This is a genomic window from Massilia sp. Masssp94, from assembly GCF_059491305.1.
On record NZ_CP168501.1, the window covers coordinates 5631905 to 5649508 of the forward strand.

20 protein-coding genes are annotated in these 17604 nt (G+C 65.8%); 15 read left to right on the forward strand and 5 right to left on the reverse strand.

Going from position 1 to position 17604, the window contains the following annotated elements:
• Positions 1 to 44: 44 nt before the first annotated feature.
• From ACEN9G_RS25030 to ACEN9G_RS25045, 4 genes are all read left to right on the forward strand, one after another.
• The gene (locus tag ACEN9G_RS25030) at positions 45 to 467 is read left to right on the forward strand and encodes an NfeD family protein (RefSeq protein ID WP_483127122.1); all 423 of its coding nucleotides are present in this window, start codon (positions 45 to 47) and stop codon (positions 465 to 467) included.
• Complete coding sequence (locus ACEN9G_RS25035) at positions 464 to 823, forward strand: hypothetical protein (RefSeq protein ID WP_413345738.1); 360 nt, start codon at positions 464 to 466, stop codon at positions 821 to 823. The genes ACEN9G_RS25030 and ACEN9G_RS25035 overlap by 4 nt, the downstream gene beginning before the upstream one ends.
• A 28-nt stretch (positions 824 to 851) precedes the next feature.
• On the forward strand, positions 852 to 1775 hold the full coding sequence (locus ACEN9G_RS25040) for an SPFH domain-containing protein (protein WP_413345740.1): 924 nt from the start codon (positions 852 to 854) through the stop codon (positions 1773 to 1775).
• 90 nt (positions 1776 to 1865) lie between these two features.
• Positions 1866 to 2216 (forward strand): hypothetical protein, encoded by a 351-nt coding sequence (locus ACEN9G_RS25045; protein WP_440962520.1) that lies wholly within the window; start codon positions 1866 to 1868, stop codon positions 2214 to 2216.
• 24 nt (positions 2217 to 2240) lie between these two features.
• Here ACEN9G_RS25045 and ACEN9G_RS25050 read toward each other — a convergent pair whose 3' ends face one another.
• Complete coding sequence (locus ACEN9G_RS25050; RefSeq protein WP_483127123.1) at positions 2241 to 4415, reverse strand: TonB-dependent receptor; 2175 nt, start codon at positions 4413 to 4415, stop codon at positions 2241 to 2243.
• 117 nt (positions 4416 to 4532) lie between these two features.
• Here ACEN9G_RS25050 and ACEN9G_RS25055 point away from each other — a divergent pair, with 117 nt between their 5' ends.
• From ACEN9G_RS25055 to ACEN9G_RS25085, 7 genes are all read left to right on the forward strand, one after another.
• Positions 4533 to 5690 (forward strand): PepSY-associated TM helix domain-containing protein, encoded by a 1158-nt coding sequence (locus tag ACEN9G_RS25055; RefSeq protein ID WP_483127124.1) that lies wholly within the window; start codon positions 4533 to 4535, stop codon positions 5688 to 5690.
• On the forward strand, positions 5687 to 5878 hold the full coding sequence (locus tag ACEN9G_RS25060; protein ID WP_483127125.1) for a hypothetical protein: 192 nt from the start codon (positions 5687 to 5689) through the stop codon (positions 5876 to 5878). The genes ACEN9G_RS25055 and ACEN9G_RS25060 overlap by 4 nt, the downstream gene beginning before the upstream one ends.
• 309 nt (positions 5879 to 6187) lie before the next feature.
• Positions 6188 to 6469, forward strand: coding sequence for an alpha/beta hydrolase family protein (locus tag ACEN9G_RS25065; protein ID WP_413346018.1), 282 nt, complete (start codon positions 6188 to 6190; stop codon positions 6467 to 6469).
• Positions 6470 to 6563: 94 nt separating this feature from the next.
• Positions 6564 to 7250 carry a signal peptidase I gene (lepB, locus tag ACEN9G_RS25070; protein WP_413346016.1) on the forward strand — a complete coding sequence of 229 codons (687 nt, stop codon included), beginning with the start codon at positions 6564 to 6566 and terminating at the stop codon, positions 7248 to 7250.
• Between the two features lie 164 nt (positions 7251 to 7414).
• Complete coding sequence (locus ACEN9G_RS25075) at positions 7415 to 8611, forward strand: multidrug effflux MFS transporter (RefSeq protein ID WP_413344026.1); 1197 nt, start codon at positions 7415 to 7417, stop codon at positions 8609 to 8611.
• Positions 8612 to 8693: 82 nt separating this feature from the next.
• A complete protein-coding gene (locus ACEN9G_RS25080; RefSeq protein WP_413344028.1) occupies positions 8694 to 9431 on the forward strand; it encodes a hypothetical protein in 738 nt (245 codons plus the stop codon).
• A 158-nt stretch (positions 9432 to 9589) separates the two neighbouring features.
• Positions 9590 to 10033: an SgcJ/EcaC family oxidoreductase gene (locus ACEN9G_RS25085; RefSeq protein WP_413344030.1), complete on the forward strand. Its 444-nt coding sequence runs from the start codon at positions 9590 to 9592 to the stop codon at positions 10031 to 10033.
• Between the two features lie 6 nt (positions 10034 to 10039).
• Here ACEN9G_RS25085 and smpB read toward each other — a convergent pair whose 3' ends face one another.
• The gene (gene smpB / locus ACEN9G_RS25090) at positions 10040 to 10489 is read right to left on the reverse strand and encodes an SsrA-binding protein SmpB (RefSeq protein ID WP_413344032.1); all 450 of its coding nucleotides are present in this window, start codon (positions 10487 to 10489) and stop codon (positions 10040 to 10042) included.
• 101 nt (positions 10490 to 10590) lie between these two features.
• Between smpB and ACEN9G_RS25095 the strand changes: the two genes are divergently transcribed.
• Together ACEN9G_RS25095 and ACEN9G_RS25100 are read left to right on the forward strand one after the other, a co-directional pair.
• Positions 10591 to 11022 carry a type II toxin-antitoxin system RatA family toxin gene (locus ACEN9G_RS25095; RefSeq protein WP_413344034.1) on the forward strand — a complete coding sequence of 144 codons (432 nt, stop codon included), beginning with the start codon at positions 10591 to 10593 and terminating at the stop codon, positions 11020 to 11022.
• Positions 11015 to 11314, forward strand: coding sequence for an RnfH family protein (locus ACEN9G_RS25100; RefSeq protein WP_413344036.1), 300 nt, complete (start codon positions 11015 to 11017; stop codon positions 11312 to 11314). Before ACEN9G_RS25095 ends, ACEN9G_RS25100 begins: the two co-directional genes overlap by 8 nt.
• A gap of 73 nt (positions 11315 to 11387) precedes the next feature.
• Here the strand turns inward: ACEN9G_RS25100 and ACEN9G_RS25105 are convergent, their stop codons facing one another.
• Positions 11388 to 11873 (reverse strand): hypothetical protein, encoded by a 486-nt coding sequence (locus ACEN9G_RS25105; RefSeq protein WP_495605466.1) that lies wholly within the window; start codon positions 11871 to 11873, stop codon positions 11388 to 11390.
• Between the two features lie 117 nt (positions 11874 to 11990).
• On the opposite strand from ACEN9G_RS25105, the gene guaB reads away from it, so the two are divergent.
• Both guaB and guaA read left to right on the forward strand, forming a co-directional pair.
• The gene (guaB, locus tag ACEN9G_RS25110) at positions 11991 to 13451 is read left to right on the forward strand and encodes an IMP dehydrogenase (RefSeq protein WP_413342975.1); all 1461 of its coding nucleotides are present in this window, start codon (positions 11991 to 11993) and stop codon (positions 13449 to 13451) included.
• 56 nt (positions 13452 to 13507) lie between these two features.
• Complete coding sequence (guaA, locus tag ACEN9G_RS25115; RefSeq protein ID WP_413342973.1) at positions 13508 to 15118, forward strand: glutamine-hydrolyzing GMP synthase; 1611 nt, start codon at positions 13508 to 13510, stop codon at positions 15116 to 15118.
• Positions 15119 to 15425: 307 nt separating this feature from the next.
• Here the strand turns inward: guaA and ACEN9G_RS25120 are convergent, their stop codons facing one another.
• Positions 15426 to 16901 (reverse strand): heavy metal sensor histidine kinase, encoded by a 1476-nt coding sequence (locus ACEN9G_RS25120; protein WP_413342971.1) that lies wholly within the window; start codon positions 16899 to 16901, stop codon positions 15426 to 15428.
• Positions 16879 to 17586 (reverse strand): heavy metal response regulator transcription factor, encoded by a 708-nt coding sequence (locus ACEN9G_RS25125; protein WP_483127127.1) that lies wholly within the window; start codon positions 17584 to 17586, stop codon positions 16879 to 16881. The genes ACEN9G_RS25120 and ACEN9G_RS25125 overlap by 23 nt, the downstream gene beginning before the upstream one ends.
• Between the last annotated feature and the right edge of the window lie 18 nt (positions 17587 to 17604).

Consider the following 17604-nt stretch of genomic DNA (forward strand, 5'->3'; position numbering starts at 1 on the left):
GCGGCGGGGGTTTTTTATCTTTCGATCCGACCACGGAGGAAACCATGGCTGAATGGATGGGCTGGCTGGTAGCGGCCGGCGTGCTCGTGATCCTGGAGCTGTTCACCGGGACGTTTTACCTGCTGATGATCGCCATCGGTCTCGCGGTCGGCGGCATCGTCGCGCTCGCCGGCGCCGGCGGTCCCGGGCAGGCGATCGCCGCCGCCGCAGTCGGCGTGCTCGCGACGTGGCTGCTGCACCGCTCGCGCTTCGGCCATCCGGCGCGGGCGGATGCGCAGCGCGACCGCAACGTCAACCTGGACATCGGCCAGCGCGTGACCGTGCCCGCCTGGGACAACGGCCGCGCGCGCGTCATGTACCGCGGCGCGCTGTGGGACGTGGAGCTCGGGCAGGGCGTCGCGCCGCATGCGGGCGAATTCCGCATCGTCGAAGTGCACGGCAGCCGACTCGTGGTGGGCAATCCATGACCAAGAAGCACGTCCTGACCCTGCTGGTGGCGTTGACCCTCGTGTTCGGCGTCGTCGACGCGCGCGAGATGGCACTGGGCGTCCAGTCGAACGGCTGGGCCGTCCTGTCGACGGTGCTGTTCAGCTTCCTGAGCTTTTGCTGGTACCGCCTCGACAGCGACGCCCACCAATACCGCCGCACGGCGCTGCTCAACGTGGGCATCGTGATGTTCGCGGTCCTCGCCGTGCCGTATTACCTCGTGCGCAGCCGTCCGTCCGGCCAGAAGGGCCGCGCCCTGCTGCGCCTTGGCGGCTTCTGCCTCGTGCTTGTCGTCGCGGCGGGGCTCGGCAGCGTCGCCTACGAACTGCTCGCCTGACCATCACCTTTTTCAAGGAAGGAAACCCATGGAATTCACGTTCGGAACCGTCGCGCTGGTGATCTTCATCATCGCCATTGTGTTCGTCATCAAGACCATCAATGTCGTGCCGCAGCAGCACGCATGGGTGGTGGAGCGGCTCGGCAAGTACCACGCTACCTTGGCGCCGGGCCTGAACATCGTCGTGCCCTTCGTCGACCGCATCGCCTATAAACACAGCCTGAAGGAGATCCCGCTCGACGTGCCGCCGCAGGTTTGCATCACGAAGGACAACACGCAGCTGCAGGTCGACGGCATCCTGTATTTCCAGGTGACGGACGCCATGCGCGCGTCGTATGGCGCGTCGAACTACATCCAGGCCATCACCCAGCTGGCGCAGACGACTTTGCGTTCCGTGATCGGCCGCATGGAACTGGACAAGACGTTCGAGGAGCGCGACCACATCAACACGACGATCGTCAACGCGATCGACGAATCGGCCGCCAACTGGGGCGTCAAGGTGCTGCGCTACGAGATCAAGGATCTCACGCCACCGGCCGAGATCCTGCACTCGATGCAGCGCCAGATCACGGCCGAGCGCGAGAAGCGCGCGTTGATCGCCGCGTCGGAGGGCCGGCGCCAGGAAGCCATCAACATCGCGAGCGGCGAGCGCGAAGCGGCCATCGCCCGCTCGGAAGGCGAGAAGCAGGCCGCCATCAACCGCGCGCAGGGCGAGGCTGCGGCCATCATCGCGCTGGCGGAGGCCAGCGCCAGCGCGCTGCGCCAGGTGGGCGAGGCGATCCGTTCGCCGGGCGGCATCGATGCCGTCAACCTGCGCGTGGCCGAAGAGTACGTGCACGCCTTCGGCAACCTGGCCAAGACGAACAACTCGGTCATCGTTCCGGCCGACATGGGCGACATGAGCGGCCTGATCGCGTCGGCGCTGACGATCGTGAAGTCGCAGAAGGCGTGATGATGATCAACGGCAACTTCAGCCGCTTCCGTAAGCTGTCCGACGTCATCAAATCGCGCTGACGGATTCGCCGCGGCGCAAGGAGCCGCGATGAGTCACCAGCGTGTCGTGTTGTGGATCATGGTCCTGATGGCCGGCACGGGCCTGCTCGATGCCGGCCATGCCGACGCGGCAGCGCAGCTGCACTTCGTCGTCGGCGTCGCCGTCAGCTACCTGGGTTTTTTATGGTACCGCGGCGACAGCGATGCGCGCGGGTTCCGCAGGTCGCGCTGGCTCAGCGTGGCGGTCGTGGCGCTCACGGTCGCCACGATTCCCTACTATCTCGTGCGCAGCCGCGATGAAGCGGAGCGCGGGCGTGCCCTGGTGGCGTACGCCGCCTGCCTCGCGGCGGCGGCGTTCGCCGTGTGGGTAGGCATGGCTATCCACATCGGCCTGACGTGATGACGCCGGCGCTTGGCGCGAACGTCAGAAGTCGACCGTCGCCGACACGGTGAACGTGCGCGGCGCGCCGAGCACCAGATAGCCGTAGCCCGGATAGCCGCCCGCCGACGCCCAGTAATTCCGCCCGAACGCATTGTCCACGCGCGCCCGCACGGTCACGTCGCGGTCGAGTACGCGCGTCGCATAGGTGGCGCCGAGGTCGAGGCGCGTCCACGACGGCAACTGCTGCGTATTGGCCGCATCCGCGTACTGGTGCGACGTCGTGATGGCGCGCGCGTTCAGCGACAGGCCCGCCACCTGCGGCACATCCCAGTCGGCGCCGAGGTTCAACTGCGTGCGGGGCACGCCGATCGCATCGTTGCCGTCGTTGATGCCGCCGACCGTGCGGCGCTGTTCGGCGTCCAGCAGCGTGAGGCCGCCGAGCACGCGCAGGCCGTGCATCGGCAGGCCGAACACGGACAGTTCCAGGCCCTGGTTGCGCTGTTCGCCGAATACGCCGAACACGCCGTTCTCAATATAGCCCAGCGGCTGCGCCGTCGAGAACAGCGCGGCGCTCATCCCCAGCTTGCCGCTGTCGTACTTCACGCCCACTTCCTTCTGGCGCGAGGTGTACGGCGCGAAGATCTGGCCCTGGTTGATGACGCCGACGCCGGATGCGGTCGGCCCCTGCTGCAGCGCCTCGATATAGTTCGCGTAGATCGACACGTTTTTTAAAGGCTTGTAGACGATGCCCGCGACCGGCGTGTTGGCGCTTTCGTCATACGCGCTGTTCTGCGCACCCGTGTTGTAGTCGTAGCCGTAGGACTTGATGCGCTGGTGGCGCACGCCGGCCGTCACGCGCACGGTGTCGTCCAGGAAGGACAGCGTGTCCGCCACCGCATAGCTGGACAGGATGCTCTTTGCTGTCAGCAGCGGGTTCGCGAGCGAGCCGCCGGTGAAGGCGTTCGCGGCCGGCGCCGCGACGTCGACGGGGCGATACAGGTTCGAGTTCCAGCCGGCGAAGTCGCCGAAGGCGTATGCATTGTCCGACTTCGATTCGAACGCGGACGCGGTGGCGCTGACCGTGTGTTTCACGGAGCCGGTCGCGAAGTCGCCGCGCACGCCGATCTCGCCCGTGCGCACATTGTCCTTGCGCTCGTTGTCGAAGCGCGTCATCACGGTGCCGCCGTTGTTGTCGGTCGTCGTCGGCGAGGAGATCACGTTCGATTCGCGGCCTTCGCGTGCGCCCAGTGCCGCCCACGCGACGACGTGCGGCGCCAGGTCGACTTCGCCCCGCAGGGTGCCGAACGTGTCGCGCTCGTTCGAATGTGTCCACGGCTGGGCGAAGTTGCTGTCGGCTTCCGGTGCGGCCGGGATCGCGCGGCCGGAGCCCACGGTCGCGCTGGGGCGGCCGTTGCGCAGCTGATGGTCCTGGTAGCCGACGTCCGCCGACACGCGGTAGTTGTCGCCGCGGTAGTCCAGGCCCACGGAAAACACGGACAGCTCGCGCTGTTCGCGGTCGACCGCCGTGTCGCCGTCGCGGCGGACGGCGTTCACGCGGATGCCGGCGCGGTTGTCCGGGCCGAAGCGGCGCGCCACGTCGGCCGCGACGTAAGCCTGGCCGCCCGATTCGACGCCGGCCGTCACTTCGTTCAGGGGCGCGTTCGGCGCGCGCTTGGGCAGCAGGTTGATCATGCCACCGATGCCGCCGCCGCCCGGCGCCGCGCCGTTGATGAAGCTGTTCGCGCCGCGCAGCACTTCCACGCGTTCCAGCAGCTCGCTCGCCACGAACTGGCGCGGCAGCAAACCGTATAAACCGTTATACGCGAGGTCGTCCGAGTTCACCGCGAAGCCGCGGATCACGTACAGCTCCTGGTAGTTGCCGAAGCCGCGCGCCACGCGCACCGACGGATCGTTCTGCACGACGTCCGCGACGCTCCTGGCCTGCTGGTCCTGGATCAGCGCGTGCGTGTAATTGGTGGCGTTGAACGGCGCGTCCATGATGTCCACGTTCCCCAGCAGGCCGAGACGCCCGCCGCGCGCCACCTGGCCACCGGCATAGGCGGACGGCAGGCCCTGCGCCGACGCGTCGGCGGACGCGGTGACCACGACGGTGGCGATGCCGTCGTCGGTCGTCTGGGCCGAGGCCGAGGCGGCGAGGAGGAGGGCACCGACGGCGATCGGCGTGAGGATGGTGCGGGGAAACGGTGCGGACTTCATGGTAACGTTGTTTGTTTAATGAGAATAATTCTCATTATACGGAGCGTTCTTGCGTTCGTAAATGAGAACTATTATTATTTAGCCTCAGCCGCAACAATCCCGCCCCGTTTCCCGCTCATGTCTCCCGCACACCTCCGCCGCTGGTCCTGGATCCATACCTGGAGCAGCCTCATTTGCACCGTCTTCATGCTGCTGCTGTGCCTGACGGGTCTGCCGCTGATCTATCACCACGAGATCGGCCACCTGCTCGGCAACGACATCGAGGCGCCGCAGTTGTCGGCCCCGCAGGCGCCGGCGAGCCTCGACCGCGTGATTGCCGCCGGCCAGGCGCGCTATCCCGACAAGGTCATGATGTACATGTCGCAGGAGCCGGACGAACCGTCGCTGTGGTTCCTGACGATGGGCGCTCACGCGAACGACCCGGATTTCAAGAGCATCGCCATCGACGCGCGCACCGCGCAATTCGTCGGCGAGCCGCCGATCGAGGGCGGCGGCGTGATGCAATTCCTCTTCCACCTGCACGTCGACCTGTTCGCAGGCGTGTGGGGCAAGCTGTTCCTCGGCTTCATGGGATTGCTGCTGCTCGTGGCCATCGTGTCCGGCGTCGTGCTGTACGCGCCGTTCATGCGCAAGCTGGAATTCGGGACCGTCCGCCAGGGCCGTACGGCGCGCCTGAAATGGCTCGACCTGCACAACCTGCTGGGCATCGTCACGCTCGCGTGGGCGCTCGTCGTGGGCGCGACGGGTGTCGTGAACACGCTGGCCGACGTGCTGCTGAAGGTGTGGCAAGTGACGGAGATCGCCGAGATGACGAAGCCTTACGCGGGCCAGGCCGCGCCCGTGACGCTCGCGTCGATGGAGGCGGCGGTGCGCCATGCGGAAGCGGCGGCGCCCGGCATGCGCGTCGGCTTCATCGCGTTCCCCGGCACGCCGTTCGCGACGCCGCACCACTACGGCGTGTACATGCATGGCGACGCGGCACTGACGTCGCGCCTGTACCAGCCGGTGCTGGTCGACGCGCAGACGGCCGCCGTGACGGACCGCAGGGAGCTGCCGTGGTACCTCAAGACCCTGCTGCTGTCGCAGCCGCTGCACTTCGGCGACTACGGCGGCGCCGGCATGAAACTCGTGTGGGCGCTGCTGGACGTGGCGACGATCGTCGTGCTGGGCAGCGGCCTGTACCTGTGGCTGCGGCGCGGGCGCGCGGCGGCGCGGACGGCACGTGCGCAGGCGGACGCCGCACCCGCGCTCGCACGTGAAGGAGAGGTGCGATGACGGCGTCGTTGGGCCGCGTGTGGGGCATGCCGCTGCTGCTGGGCGCGGCGACCGTGTTCGGGCTCGTCGCGGGGCTGCTGGCAGACGGCGTGTGGGACGTGATCGCCGCGGCCGCGCTGGCGCTGCCCGTGCTGGTCGGGACCTGGTTCGCGTTCAGGCCCGCGCGACCTGTCGATCCGGCGAGGTGACGGCCGCGCCGGCCCGTGCGACCATCGCCATTCCGATTCGACGAGGAGGTGGCAGATGGCAGGTTCGATTCCACGGCTGGCGGCATGCATTGCGCTGATCACGGCAACGGCGGCGCATGCCGCCGGGTACGCGGCACACACGCTGGCGCGGCCGGAAGGCGAGCGCCGCTACCTCGTGCTCGACCCGGGCGTGCCCGAGGCGCCGGGCAAGCGTCCCGTGGTGATCCTGTTGCATGGCCACGGCGAAGCGGCGGCCGCGGTCCTCGGCCGGGAAAGCTTCGGCGGCTACACGCCGCGCGACAGGCGACGGTGGCGGCATGGCGGCAGGCGGACGGCCTGTCCGGCGCGCCGGCCACGTTCCGCTTTCCGCATCTGCGCACCGACGATCCGACGACGGCCACGCGCATGGTGTGGGGCGGCGACGCCGCCGGTGTACAGGTCGAGTTCCTGCGCATCGACGGCGGCGGCCATATCAACGCGTCGAAGGACGAGGAACTGCCCTGGCTGTTGAAGAAAATCCTCGGTCCGATGAATCACGACGTCGATACGGCCGACGAAGCGTGGCGTTTTTTTCGCACGAAAACCCGGTGAGGCCTATGCATACGCGCGTCTTAATTCTCGGTTAAGTCAGCGCGCGTATAACATCGGCAGAGCGACAAGAACATTCCACGAGCGGGAGACCTGAATGAAGAACTGGGCGCGCAACAACAAAGGCTTTCTGGCGTTTCTCGTCCTGTTCGGCGTGTTCCGCACGGCGGTCGCGGACTGGAATCCGATCCCGTCCGCGTCGATGCATCCGAACCTGCTGGAAGGCGACGTCGTGCTCGTGAACCGCCTCGCGTTCGACCTCAAGGTGCCGCTCACGAACGTCGTGCTCGCGCACCTGGGCGAGCCGCAGCGCGGCGACATCGTCACGTTCCGCTCCCCGCGCGACAACACCCTCTTGATCAAGCGCGTCGTCGCGCTGCCGGGCGACGTCGTCGAGATGCGCAACGAACGTTTGTACATCAACGGGAAGGGTGCCGACTACCGCGTCGTCGAACACTCGCTCGATTCCGTCGGCGGCACCGCGATGCGCGCGCTGCAGCTGGCCGAGACGTGGGGCGACAAGGCCGCGCGCGGGCCGCGCCACATCCAGATCATGCCGGACGTGCTGGCACCGCGCACCTTCGGTCCCGTCACGGTGCCGCAAGGCGAATACCTGATGCTGGGCGATAACCGCGACAACAGCGCCGACTCGCGCGTGATCGGCCTCGTGCCGCGCAAGCTGCTCGTGGGCCGCGCCGAACGCGTGCTCGTCTCCGCCGACTACCAGGGCAACTGGATGCCGCGCACGGAGCGTTTCGGCATGTCGCTGTACCATCCCGACTGATCGCGTGCGCGCAGGCGGCACTGGCTGCGCCTGCGTGCCCTCGGTGTTCCGGCGCGCCGCCTCGTGAACGGCGGCGCGCTGCACGGTTGATCCAAATCCCGCTACAATTTCGTCCCTCGGACGCTCGCATCCTGCAGAGCCGATGTTTTATTCAAGGCATGCATATGCAAAGACTCCTCACCGTCATCCTCGCCTGCCTCGGCATGGTCGGCGCGCTCGCCATCGACACCTATCTGCCGTCGATTCCCGCCATCGGCCGGGCATTCGACGTCGGCCCCGTGGCCGTGCAGCAGACGCTGTCGGTCTTCCTCTTCATGTTCGCGTTCATGATGCTGTTCTACGGGACGCTGTCCGATTCGTTCGGCCGCCGTCCCGTGATCATGGTCGCGCTGACGGTCTACACGCTGGCCTCCGCCGGCGCCGCGCTCGCGCCCACGTTCGGCTGGCTGCTGCTGTTCCGCGCGCTGCAGGGCATGTCGGCGGGGGCCGGCTCCGTCATCGGCCAGGCCATCGTGCAGGACCGCTTCACGGGCGCGGACGCCCAGCGCATCATGTCGCACATCATGATGGTGTTCGGCCTCGCGCCCGCGATCGCGCCGGTGCTGGGCGGCTGGTTGCACGTGACGTTCGGCTGGCGCGCGACGTTCGTGTTCCTCGCGCTGTTCGGCACCGTGATGCTGCTCGCGACCTGGAAGCTGCTGCCGGAAAGCCTGCCGCGCGAGAAGCGCCACGCGTTCCACGGCGTGGCCATCGCGCGCAACTACCTGAAGGTGCTGGGGCATCCGCAATTCGTGCTACTGTCGCTGTCCGTGGGCCTCGCGTTCGGCGGGCTGTCGCTGTACATCGGCTCCGCCGCGAACTTCGTGATGGAGATCCTGCACCTGCCCGAGACGGCGTTCGCGTGGATGTTCATCCCGCTGATCAGCGGCATGGTGATCGGCTCCGCGTGGGGCGGCAAGCGCGCCGCGCGCATCCCGGCGCCGCGCATGCGCGCCATCGGCTTCGGCACGATGCTCCTCGCGTGCGTGCTGAACGTCGGCTACACGGCGGCCGCCGGCGACGCGGTGACGATCCCGTGGGCCGTGCTGCCGCTGATGGTCTACACGTTCGGCCTCGCCGTCGCGATGCCCGCGATCCAGGTGAGCGCGCTGGGCCTGTTCCCCGACAACCGCGGCCTCGCGTCGTCGATGCTGGCGTTCATCCAGATGATGTCGTTCGCACTCGTCTCCGGCCTCGTCGCGCCGCTGCTGTTCGACAGCGCGTTCAAGCTTGCGTGCGGGGTGGCGGTGGGGCTGGTGGCCAGCTTCTGCGCGTGCCAGCTGGGCAATGCGATGGCAAAGGAGCGGGTGGCGGCGGCCTGACGAACCTTACGAATCCGTAAGTGGTCAGGCCGGGATCATCCCGGCAATAATTCCTCATTCAATTCCGTGGAATGGGGAAACGATGCATCGAACGATACTGGCGGGTCTGGTTGCGGCGGCGCTGTTGAGCGCTTGCGGGGGCGGAGGAAGTAGCGGCGGCGCCCCAGCGCAGGCGGCGGCAACGGTCACTTACCGTTTCGTGCCGCCGAAAGCGGGCGCGCATCTCGTCTATGTCGACCAGCAGGCCGACACCCTGAACAACACGTTACACCGCACGACGGACGACGACGTCACGGCGGTCAATGCCGATGGCACGTTCGCCGTGCACGAAGAAGATCCCTCGCACAACCGCGTCGTGTCCGGCGCGGTCGACCAGACCCTGTACCCGACGGACTTCCAGTACGACGCGGCCGGGCAGGTGGCCGCGATGACGATCGATAAGGGCACGGCCGTGACGCACTGCACGTACCAGGGCAGCCAGGGGGCACCGGCAACGCTGGCCGTCGGCGCCGGCTGGGCCGCGCAATACACCGAGACCTGCAACGGCGGTGCCGGTGTGACTTACACGCAGAACGGCACGCTGTCCGGCATCGAGACGATCACGATCGCCGCGGGCACGTTCAGCGCCTACAAGTTCGTCTCGACGACGACCTGGACCGTCAACGGCATCACGCGGACGGAAAGCGCCACGCGCTGGCGCGATGCGTCCGGCGGCGACACGCGCACCCTCAAGATGGTGCGGGCAATCGCCTACAGTGGCGGTACGCCGGCCGCGGGCTCGCTGGTGACGGGATCGCGGGAATTGCAGAGTTATCGGTAAAGCCCTGCGCGGGGCGCGGAACGGATCGGCATCGGTGCTGTCCAACGGTTGTCATGAATCGGCATGGTCGCCGAAAGGAGCATCCAATGCGTGTCTCCGGACGTCAGGCGCGTGCGTCCAGGGTCTTGGGCCTGGGCATCCCACCCGCGATCTGTTGCATGCTGGCGGGCTGCGCTGGGTCGCCGGTCGCGCCGGACGCGCAACCCGGGCACTGCCGGCGCGCCAGCGAACAGGAGATCACCGCGCTGTTCGACCGCTGGAACGCATCGCTCAAGACGGGCGATCCGCACCAGGTCGTTGCCAATTACGCTGAACGTTCGATCCTGTTGCCGACCGTGTCGAACGTGCCGCGCCTGACGCCGGCCGACAAGGAAGACTACTTCAGGCACTTCCTGGAGAGCCGGCCGTCCGGCGTCATCGACCTGCGCTTCGTCGACATCGCCTGCGACACGGCGGTGGACGCCGGCCTGTACACGTTCACGTTCGGCGCGACGGGGCAGGTGGTCCATGCCCGCTACACGTTCACGTATCGGTGGGAAGGCGGGAAATGGCTGATCACGAGCCACCATTCGTCGGCCATGCCGGAGCCACAGCCGCACTGATCGGCATCAGCGGCGATGCTGCTTCATCGCCTTGTCGACCTCGCGCTTGGCGTCGCGGTCTCTCTCGGTATCGCGCTTGTCATGCTGTTTCTTGCCCTTGGCGAGGCCGACTTCGCATTTCACGCGGCCGCCCTTGAAGTGCAGGTTGAGAGGGAGAAGCGTGTAGCCGGAGCGCTCGACCTTGCCGACCAGCTTGTCGATCTCGGCCTTGTGCAGCAGCAGCTTGCGCGTGCGCAGGGCTTCCGGATGGCTCCAGGCGGAGGCGGTCGTGAGGGCGCTGATGTGCGCGCCGAACAGGTACAGTTCGCCGTTGCGTACGACGACGTACGCTTCCTTGATCTGCACGCGGCCGTCGCGGATCGCCTTCACTTCCCACCCTTCCAGCACGAGGCCGGCCTCGTAGCGGTCCTCGATGAAGTAGTCGAAAAAGGCTTTTTTATTGTCAATAATACTCATGAAATCGCTAATTTCCGCGCGTCGGTTAAACTACCGTCGTCGCGCTTCTGAAATGTCGAGCGCGACGCAACGTAACCAACATCATAACAAACGGTTGACCAATGGCAGTAGTGCACAAATCAGTTTTCCTCGGGTACAGCGCGGAACAGATGTTCGATCTGGTCGCGAAAGTCGAGGACTATCCGAAATTCCTTCCCTGGTGCAGCGGCGTGAAAGTGCTCGAACGCAGCGATGAGAAGTTGGTGGCCTGCCTGCAAATCAACTTCCACGGGGTCAAGCAGAGCTTCACCACATCGAATCACAACCAGCGTCCGGGCCAGATGAAGATGCACCTCGTCGACGGCCCTTTCAAGATGCTGGAGGCCACGTGGAACTTCAAGTCCCTGCGCGCCGACGCCTGCAAGATCGACTTCGACATGCAGTACGAGTTCTCGAGCATTATCCTCGAGCAGCTCGTCGGGCCCGTGTTCGGCATGATCGCCAACACAATGGTCGATTCGTTCTGCAAGCGTGCCGAGGTGATCTATGGCTGAGCAGGCGGAATTGCAAGTCTACGTCATGTACGCGTTGCCGCAGAACGAGTTCATCCGGCCGCTGCGTGTCGCACCCGGCACGACGGTCGGGCAGGCGATCGAGCAGAGCGGCGTGCTGGCCGCGTTCCCGGACATCAATCTCGTGACCCAGCCGGTAGGCATCTACGGCAAGAAAAAGACGCTGGAGACCGCGCTGCGCGACCGCGACCGCGTGGAAATCTATCGCCCGCTCGTGGCCGACCCGAAGGATTCGCGGCGCAAGCGCGCGGCGAAGAAGCAGACCGCTGCGTAGCGGTGGGCACCCCTGTGCCCACGCGCAACGCCAACACGCCACATACGTCACGCGTGGGCACGTGGTGCCCATCCTACCGGGACGGACAGTCCGCCAGCACGCGCCGGGCCTGAACCAGCCGGCGCGCCTTTTCTTCGTCCGTCACGAAGACGCGCTCGCCCTTGTCATCCATCTCCGCGATGCGCACGCCCGACGTCAGCACGGCCTCGCTGCGGCGGGCCGCGGCGCATTGCGCGGCGTCGTCGGCCTTGCGCTGCTCGTCCGCCGAGGCCTTGCGTTCGTCCGCATCGCGCTCGGCCGCGCGCTTGCGGAAGTCGGCGTCGCGGTCGGCCAGGGTGGGGGCGTGGGCTTGTTGGCCTCGGCTGGCGTGGCTTCGGTCGACGCCACGCCGCGCGGCGTTTTCAGGATGCGCGACGGCGGCGTGCCGGGCGGCGGCGGGCGGTCCGAAAACACGCGGGTGCCGTGGTCGTCGATCCAGGAATACTGGGCGTAGGCCGGTGCGGCCAGGAAGGCGGCCAGCAACAGAAGAGGGTAACGGTTCATGTGCTGATTTCGCCATGCCTGGCGGCCACTGTCAATCGCGCGTTTCGGGTGATTTCAGTCGTTTTTTGCCAGGCTTGCGACGTTTTCCTGGAGTTTCTGTATAATTCGCTTTTGCGCCTATAGGAAATAAACTATGCGTCTCCTCCAGAAAGCACTCACGTTCGATGACGTGCTGCTCGTCCCGGCCTACTCCAACGTCCTCCCGGCCAACACGTCACTGCGCACCAAGCTGACCCGGAATATCTCGCTGAACATTCCGCTGCTGTCCGCCGCCATGGACACCGTGACCGAAGCCCGCCTCGCGATCGCGATGGCCCAGGAAGGTGGTATCGGCATCATCCACAAGAACCTCCGTCCGGCCGACCAGGCGCGCGAAGTGGCGCGCGTGAAGCGTTTCGAAGCCGGCGTGCTGCGCGATCCGATCACGATTCCGCCGACGATGAAGATCCGCGAAGTCCTGGCCCTGGCCCAGCAGCATGGCATCAGCGGGTTCCCGGTGGTGGAGGGCAAGCAGGTGGTCGGCATCATCACCAACCGTGACCTGCGTTTCGAAGAGGATCTGGACGCCGAGGCGCGCGCCAAGATGACCCCGCGCGACAAGCTCGTGTACGTCAAGGAAGACGCCGGCACGGATGAAGCCAAGCGCCTGATGAACAAGTTCCGCCTGGAGCGCGTGCTGGTCGTCAACGACGAGTTCGAACTGCGCGGCCTCATCACCGTCAAGGACATCCTGAAGTCGCACGAACACCCGAACGCGTCGAAGGATGCGCAGGGCAAGCTGATCGTCGGCGCGGCCGTCGGCGTGGGCGACAAGGACAAGGAACGCGTCGACCTGCTGGTGAAAGCCGGCGTCGACGTGCTGGTGGTCGACACGGCGCACGGCCACTCGCAAGGCATCCTCGACCGCGTGAAATGGATCAAGACGACGTACCCGCACGTGGACGTCATCGGCGGCAACATCGCGACGGCCGCCGCCGCACGCGCGCTGGTGGAAGCGGGCGCCGATGCAGTGAAAGTCGGCATCGGCCCGGGCTCCATCTGCACGACGCGTATCGTGGCTGGCGTGGGCGTGCCGCAGATCACCGCGATCTCGAACGTGTCCGAAGCGCTGGCCGGCACGGGCGTCCCATGCATCGCCGACGGCGGCATCCGCTACTCGGGCGACATCTCGAAGGCGCTGGCCGCCGGCGCGCACACCGTCATGATGGGTTCGATGTTCGCCGGCACGGAAGAAGCGCCGGGCGAAGTGATCCTGTACCAGGGCCGCAGCTACAAGGGCTACCGCGGCATGGGTTCGCTGGGCGCGATGGCCGAAGGTTCCGCTGACCGCTACTTCCAGGAAGCGTCGAGCAAGGCCGACAAGTTCGTCCCGGAAGGCATCGAAGGCCGCGTCGCCTACAAGGGCAGCGTGCTGGCGATCATTTATCAGCTGGTCGGTGGCGTGCGCCAGTCGATGGGCTATTGCGGTTGCGCGTCGATCGAAGAACTGCGCGAGAAGGCGGAGTTCGTCGAGATCACGTCGGCCGGCATGCGTGAATCGCACGTGCACGACGTGCAGATCACCAAGGAAGCGCCGAACTACCGTACGGAATAAGATCCCCCGAAACGCGGCCAGCCGGCCGCGTTTTTGCATTGACTATCAAAACATACATGCACTCGAAAATCCTCATCCTCGACTTCGGTTCCCAGGTCACCCAACTGATCGCCCGCCGCGTGCGCGACGCCGGCGTGTTTTCCGAGGTCTATCCCTACGACATCGGCGACGCTTTCGTCCGCAACTACGGCGCCTCCGGCGTGATCCTGTCCGGCAGCCACAACTCCACGCTGGAAGGCGATTCGCCGCGCGCGCCGCAGGCCGTGTTCGAACTGGGTGTGCCCGTGCTGGGCATCTGCTACGGCATGCAGACGATGGCCGCGCAACTGGGCGGCAAGGTCGAGAACGGTAAAGTCCGCGAATTCGGCTACGCCGAGGTGCGCGCCCGCGGCCATACGAAACTGCTGAACGGCATCAACGACTTCGTCACGGACGAGGGTCATGGCATGCTGAAGGTGTGGATGAGCCACGGCGACAAGGTCCTCGACATGCCGCAGGGCTTCAAGCTGATGGGCTCGACGCCGAGCTGCCCGATCGCCGCGATGGCCGACGAAGAGCGCGGCTTCTACGCGCTGCAATTCCACCCGGAAGTGACGCACACGACGCAGGGCGAAGCCATCATCGGCCGCTTCGTGCACGAGATCTGCGGCTGCAAGAGCGACTGGAACATGCCGGACTACATCAGCGAGGCCGTCGAAAAGATCCGCGCGCAAGTCGGCAGCGATGAAGTGATCCTGGGCCTGTCGGGCGGCGTCGACTCGAGCGTGGCCGCCGCGCTGATCCACCGCGCCATCGGCGACCAGCTGACCTGCGTCTTCGTCGACCACGGCCTGCTCCGCAAGGACGAAGGCAAGATGGTCATGGACATGTTCTCGAAGAACCTCGGCGTGAAGGTGCTGCGCATCGACGCGTCCGACCAGTTCATGGGCCACCTGGCCGGCGTCAACGACCCGGAGCAGAAGCGCAAGATCATCGGCCGCGAATTCGTCGAAGTGTTCCAGGAGCAGGCCAAGCAGCTGACGGCCGCACGCTGGCTGGCGCAAGGCACGATCTACCCTGACGTGATCGAATCGGCCGGCAAGGGCAAGAAGGGCCAGACGATCAAGAGCCACCACAACGTGGGCGGCCTGCCGGAAACGCTGAACCTGAAGCTGTTGGAACCGCTGCGCGAACTGTTCAAGGACGAAGTGCGCAAGCTGGGCGTCGCCCTGGGCCTGCCGCATGACATGGTGTACCGCCACCCGTTCCCGGGCCCGGGCCTGGGCGTGCGCATCCTCGGCGAAGTGAAGCGCGAATATGCCGACCTGCTGCGCGAAGCGGATGCGATCTTCATCGAAGAACTGCGCAAGACCCCGTTCGAAGTGCCGCACGTGCCGGGCATCGACGCCGGCAAGGCGCCGACCAACTGGTACGAGGCGACGTCGCAGGCGTTCGCCGTGTTCCTGCCGGTGAAATCGGTGGGCGTGATGGGCGATGGCCGTACTTATGAATACGTCGTCGCGCTGCGTGCCGTGCAGACGCTGGACTTCATGACGGCGCAGTGGGCGCATCTGCCGCATGAGTTGATGGGCAAGGTCTCCAACCGGATCATTAACGAAGTGCGCGGTATCAATCGCGTCGTGTATGACATTTCGGGGAAACCGCCGGCGACGATTGAATGGGAGTGAAATTTCCTTTTGGAAATATTGCTCTCGTAATTTGAAAAAAGCTCGCTTCGGCGAGCTTTTTATGCAGCATAAATACTCGGTGCAGAACTGTTTTAAGCGTGCTCAAAGCCCGTAATCATTAGTTGTGTTGCGGCGCCGAAGCGATTATGCAGCAGCCTGCAAAGCGCTTTAGGCGGGTTCGATTCCCATCCCCTCCTCGAGCATATCTGTAGATCAGCGCTTTTGCGCTGATGTATGCCATTTTCATTTCTGGTTGTCGCGGTCGCGCACATTAAACATTTTTTCGCGCGACACACGCCTACCGAACTCATGACAATTCATTGCGCATGGTCTGCCTGGCCGGGAAACGCAGCGTAAACGTACTGCCTTTGCCGGGTGTGCTAATGACCTCGGCTGTCCCGCCATGAAGTTCGGCGATCGAGCGCACCACCGCCAAGCCCAGACCCGTGCTGTCAGCCGAACTGCGTGCGGCGTCGGCACGGTAGAAGCGGTCGAATAGAAAGGGCAGGTGTTCGGCGGCGATACCGTCGCCGTCGTCGCTGACCGCGATCACGACAGCGTCGTGCTCCCACGCGGCCGACAGCCTCACCGTGCCGCCACGGGGGGTGTAGCGCAAGGCATTGGTCAGCAGGTTCGACAGGGCGCGGCGCAGCAGTACGGGGTCGGCGTCCAGTTCGGCCTCGCCGTGGATCGCCAAGGTGATGCCCTGTTCTTCCGCCGCGATGTCGTAGAAGTCGGCCAGCGTGCGAAATTCGACGGCCAGCGCCACCCGTTCCAGGTGCAGGTGCTGACCGGCGTTGTCGGCGCGCGCGAGGAACAGCATGCTCGACACCATGCGCGAGAGCCGCTGGCCTTCCTCGACCACGATGCCGAGGGTGTTCTGGTATTCCGCCGGCGCGCGCGCGCGCGCCAGCGTGACGCTGGCAGCGGCGACCAGGTTGTTGATCGGCGACCGGAACTCGTGCGCGAGGTCGGAGGAAAAGCGGGTCAGCTGTTCGAACGACTGCTCCAGCCGGGCCAGCATGTCGTCGAAGGCGCTGGCCAACACTCCCAGGTCGGATGGCCAGGCCTCGCTCGCCATACGGGCATGCAGTTTCTCGGCGTTGATGCGGCCGATTTCCCGGCTGATTGCCCGCACCGGAGCCAGGCCACGCCGGGCGAGCAGCCAGCCGGCGCCCGCGGACAGTACGATTGCCAGGGCGATCACACCTGCCAGCTTGGCGCGGTAGGCGCTCAGCACGTGCTGATCCTGCGAGACATCCAGCACGCCGCGCAGGAGCGTGCCGCGAGGACCGAGGGAAGGACCCCGCAATTTCGCCGCTTCGCGGCCGGGCAGATCCGCCGCAACGTCGAGTACAAGGTAATAACGCACCGGCTGGCGCGACCGGTCGGCCCACCTCACGAAGCCCGACCGCATACCGGCATGCGCGAGCGCGGCGCCAAATAGCGCCGTGTTCGACGATGCAGCCAGGACAAGTCGGTCCGGCGCCACCAGTTGCCAGGCAAATTTCTGGTAATCCTCCTGGTACTCACCCCACTCGTGCTGCCACTGGCTGGGGACCTGCCTGCGCGCCAGGTGTTCGAGCACGTCGCGCTGGATCTGGAGGTCGTCGCGCAGCTCGGCTTCCTCCTTGTCGCGCAGCTGCTCCACCAGCTCGGAGTACATCATGACCGAGACGCCGATCACGATCACTGCGGTCGCCGTGCCGAAGAACAGGCTCAGGCGCGCCGTCAGCGACCAGCGCCCGGCGTCGAACAGCTTAATTGCGCACTTCGAGAACATAGCCGACGCCGCGTACCGTATGCAGGAGCTTGACGGAATAGGGGTCGTCCAGCTTGGTGCGCAGGCGCCGGATCGCCACCTCGACGATGTTCGTGTCGGACTCGAAATTCATGTCCCAGACCAGGTCGGCGATCACGGTGCGCGACTGTACTTCGCCACGGCGCCGGACCAACAGCGACAGTAGCGCGAATTCCTTGGGAGTCAGTTCGAGCCGGTCGGTGCCACGTGTGGCCCGATGTTTGAGCAGGTCGACCCTGAGATCGCCCAGTTCGAACACGGTTGGCTCACTCGTCGCGGGCGAACGCTCATTGCGGCGCAGGATAACGCGCACCCTTGCCAGCAGCTCGCTGAACGCGAACGGCTTGACCAGATAGTCCTCGGCCCCCAGTTCGAGGCCGCGCACGCGGTCGTCGATGGCATCGCGCGCAGTGACGAACAGCACCGGCGTCTGGCGCTGCGCACGGCGTGCGGTTTCAAGGATGGTCCAGCCGTCGAGGCCCGGCAGCATGACGTCCAGGATCGCCAGATCGTATTGCACGGTCAGCAGCAGGTGCAGGCCATCGGGCCCGTCGTGGGCGACGTCGACCACCATGCCTTCTTCCTTGAGGCCCTTGGACAGGTAGGCGGCGGCGGTAGGCTGGTCTTCCACCAGCAGAATCTTGGTCACGTTCTCGATCGCTTTCAAACCGTTTATTATCCCTGG

What these genes read in the sequence shown, in the direction of transcription:
- ACEN9G_RS25030 (WP_483127122.1), top strand. Translation starts at nt 45, where the DNA reads ATGGCTGAATGGATGGGCTGGCTGGTAGCGGCCGGCGTGCTCGTGATC.
- ACEN9G_RS25035 (WP_413345738.1), top strand. Translation starts at nt 464, where the DNA reads ATGACCAAGAAGCACGTCCTGACCCTGCTGGTGGCGTTGACCCTCGTG.
- ACEN9G_RS25040 (WP_413345740.1), top strand. Translation starts at nt 852, where the DNA reads ATGGAATTCACGTTCGGAACCGTCGCGCTGGTGATCTTCATCATCGCC.
- ACEN9G_RS25045 (WP_440962520.1), top strand. Translation starts at nt 1,866, where the DNA reads ATGAGTCACCAGCGTGTCGTGTTGTGGATCATGGTCCTGATGGCCGGC.
- ACEN9G_RS25050 (WP_483127123.1), bottom strand. Translation starts at nt 4,415, where the DNA reads ATGAAGTCCGCACCGTTTCCCCGCACCATCCTCACGCCGATCGCCGTC.
- ACEN9G_RS25055 (WP_483127124.1), top strand. Translation starts at nt 4,533, where the DNA reads ATGTCTCCCGCACACCTCCGCCGCTGGTCCTGGATCCATACCTGGAGC.
- ACEN9G_RS25060 (WP_483127125.1), top strand. Translation starts at nt 5,687, where the DNA reads ATGACGGCGTCGTTGGGCCGCGTGTGGGGCATGCCGCTGCTGCTGGGC.
- lepB (WP_413346016.1), top strand. Translation starts at nt 6,564, where the DNA reads ATGAAGAACTGGGCGCGCAACAACAAAGGCTTTCTGGCGTTTCTCGTC.
- ACEN9G_RS25075 (WP_413344026.1), top strand. Translation starts at nt 7,415, where the DNA reads ATGCAAAGACTCCTCACCGTCATCCTCGCCTGCCTCGGCATGGTCGGC.
- ACEN9G_RS25080 (WP_413344028.1), top strand. Translation starts at nt 8,694, where the DNA reads ATGCATCGAACGATACTGGCGGGTCTGGTTGCGGCGGCGCTGTTGAGC.
- ACEN9G_RS25085 (WP_413344030.1), top strand. Translation starts at nt 9,590, where the DNA reads ATGCTGGCGGGCTGCGCTGGGTCGCCGGTCGCGCCGGACGCGCAACCC.
- smpB (WP_413344032.1), bottom strand. Translation starts at nt 10,489, where the DNA reads ATGAGTATTATTGACAATAAAAAAGCCTTTTTCGACTACTTCATCGAG.
- ACEN9G_RS25095 (WP_413344034.1), top strand. Translation starts at nt 10,591, where the DNA reads ATGGCAGTAGTGCACAAATCAGTTTTCCTCGGGTACAGCGCGGAACAG.
- ACEN9G_RS25100 (WP_413344036.1), top strand. Translation starts at nt 11,015, where the DNA reads ATGGCTGAGCAGGCGGAATTGCAAGTCTACGTCATGTACGCGTTGCCG.
- ACEN9G_RS25105 (WP_495605466.1), bottom strand. Translation starts at nt 11,873, where the DNA reads ATGGCGAAATCAGCACATGAACCGTTACCCTCTTCTGTTGCTGGCCGC.
- guaB (WP_413342975.1), top strand. Translation starts at nt 11,991, where the DNA reads ATGCGTCTCCTCCAGAAAGCACTCACGTTCGATGACGTGCTGCTCGTC.
- guaA (WP_413342973.1), top strand. Translation starts at nt 13,508, where the DNA reads ATGCACTCGAAAATCCTCATCCTCGACTTCGGTTCCCAGGTCACCCAA.
- ACEN9G_RS25120 (WP_413342971.1), bottom strand. Translation starts at nt 16,901, where the DNA reads ATGTTCTCGAAGTGCGCAATTAAGCTGTTCGACGCCGGGCGCTGGTCG.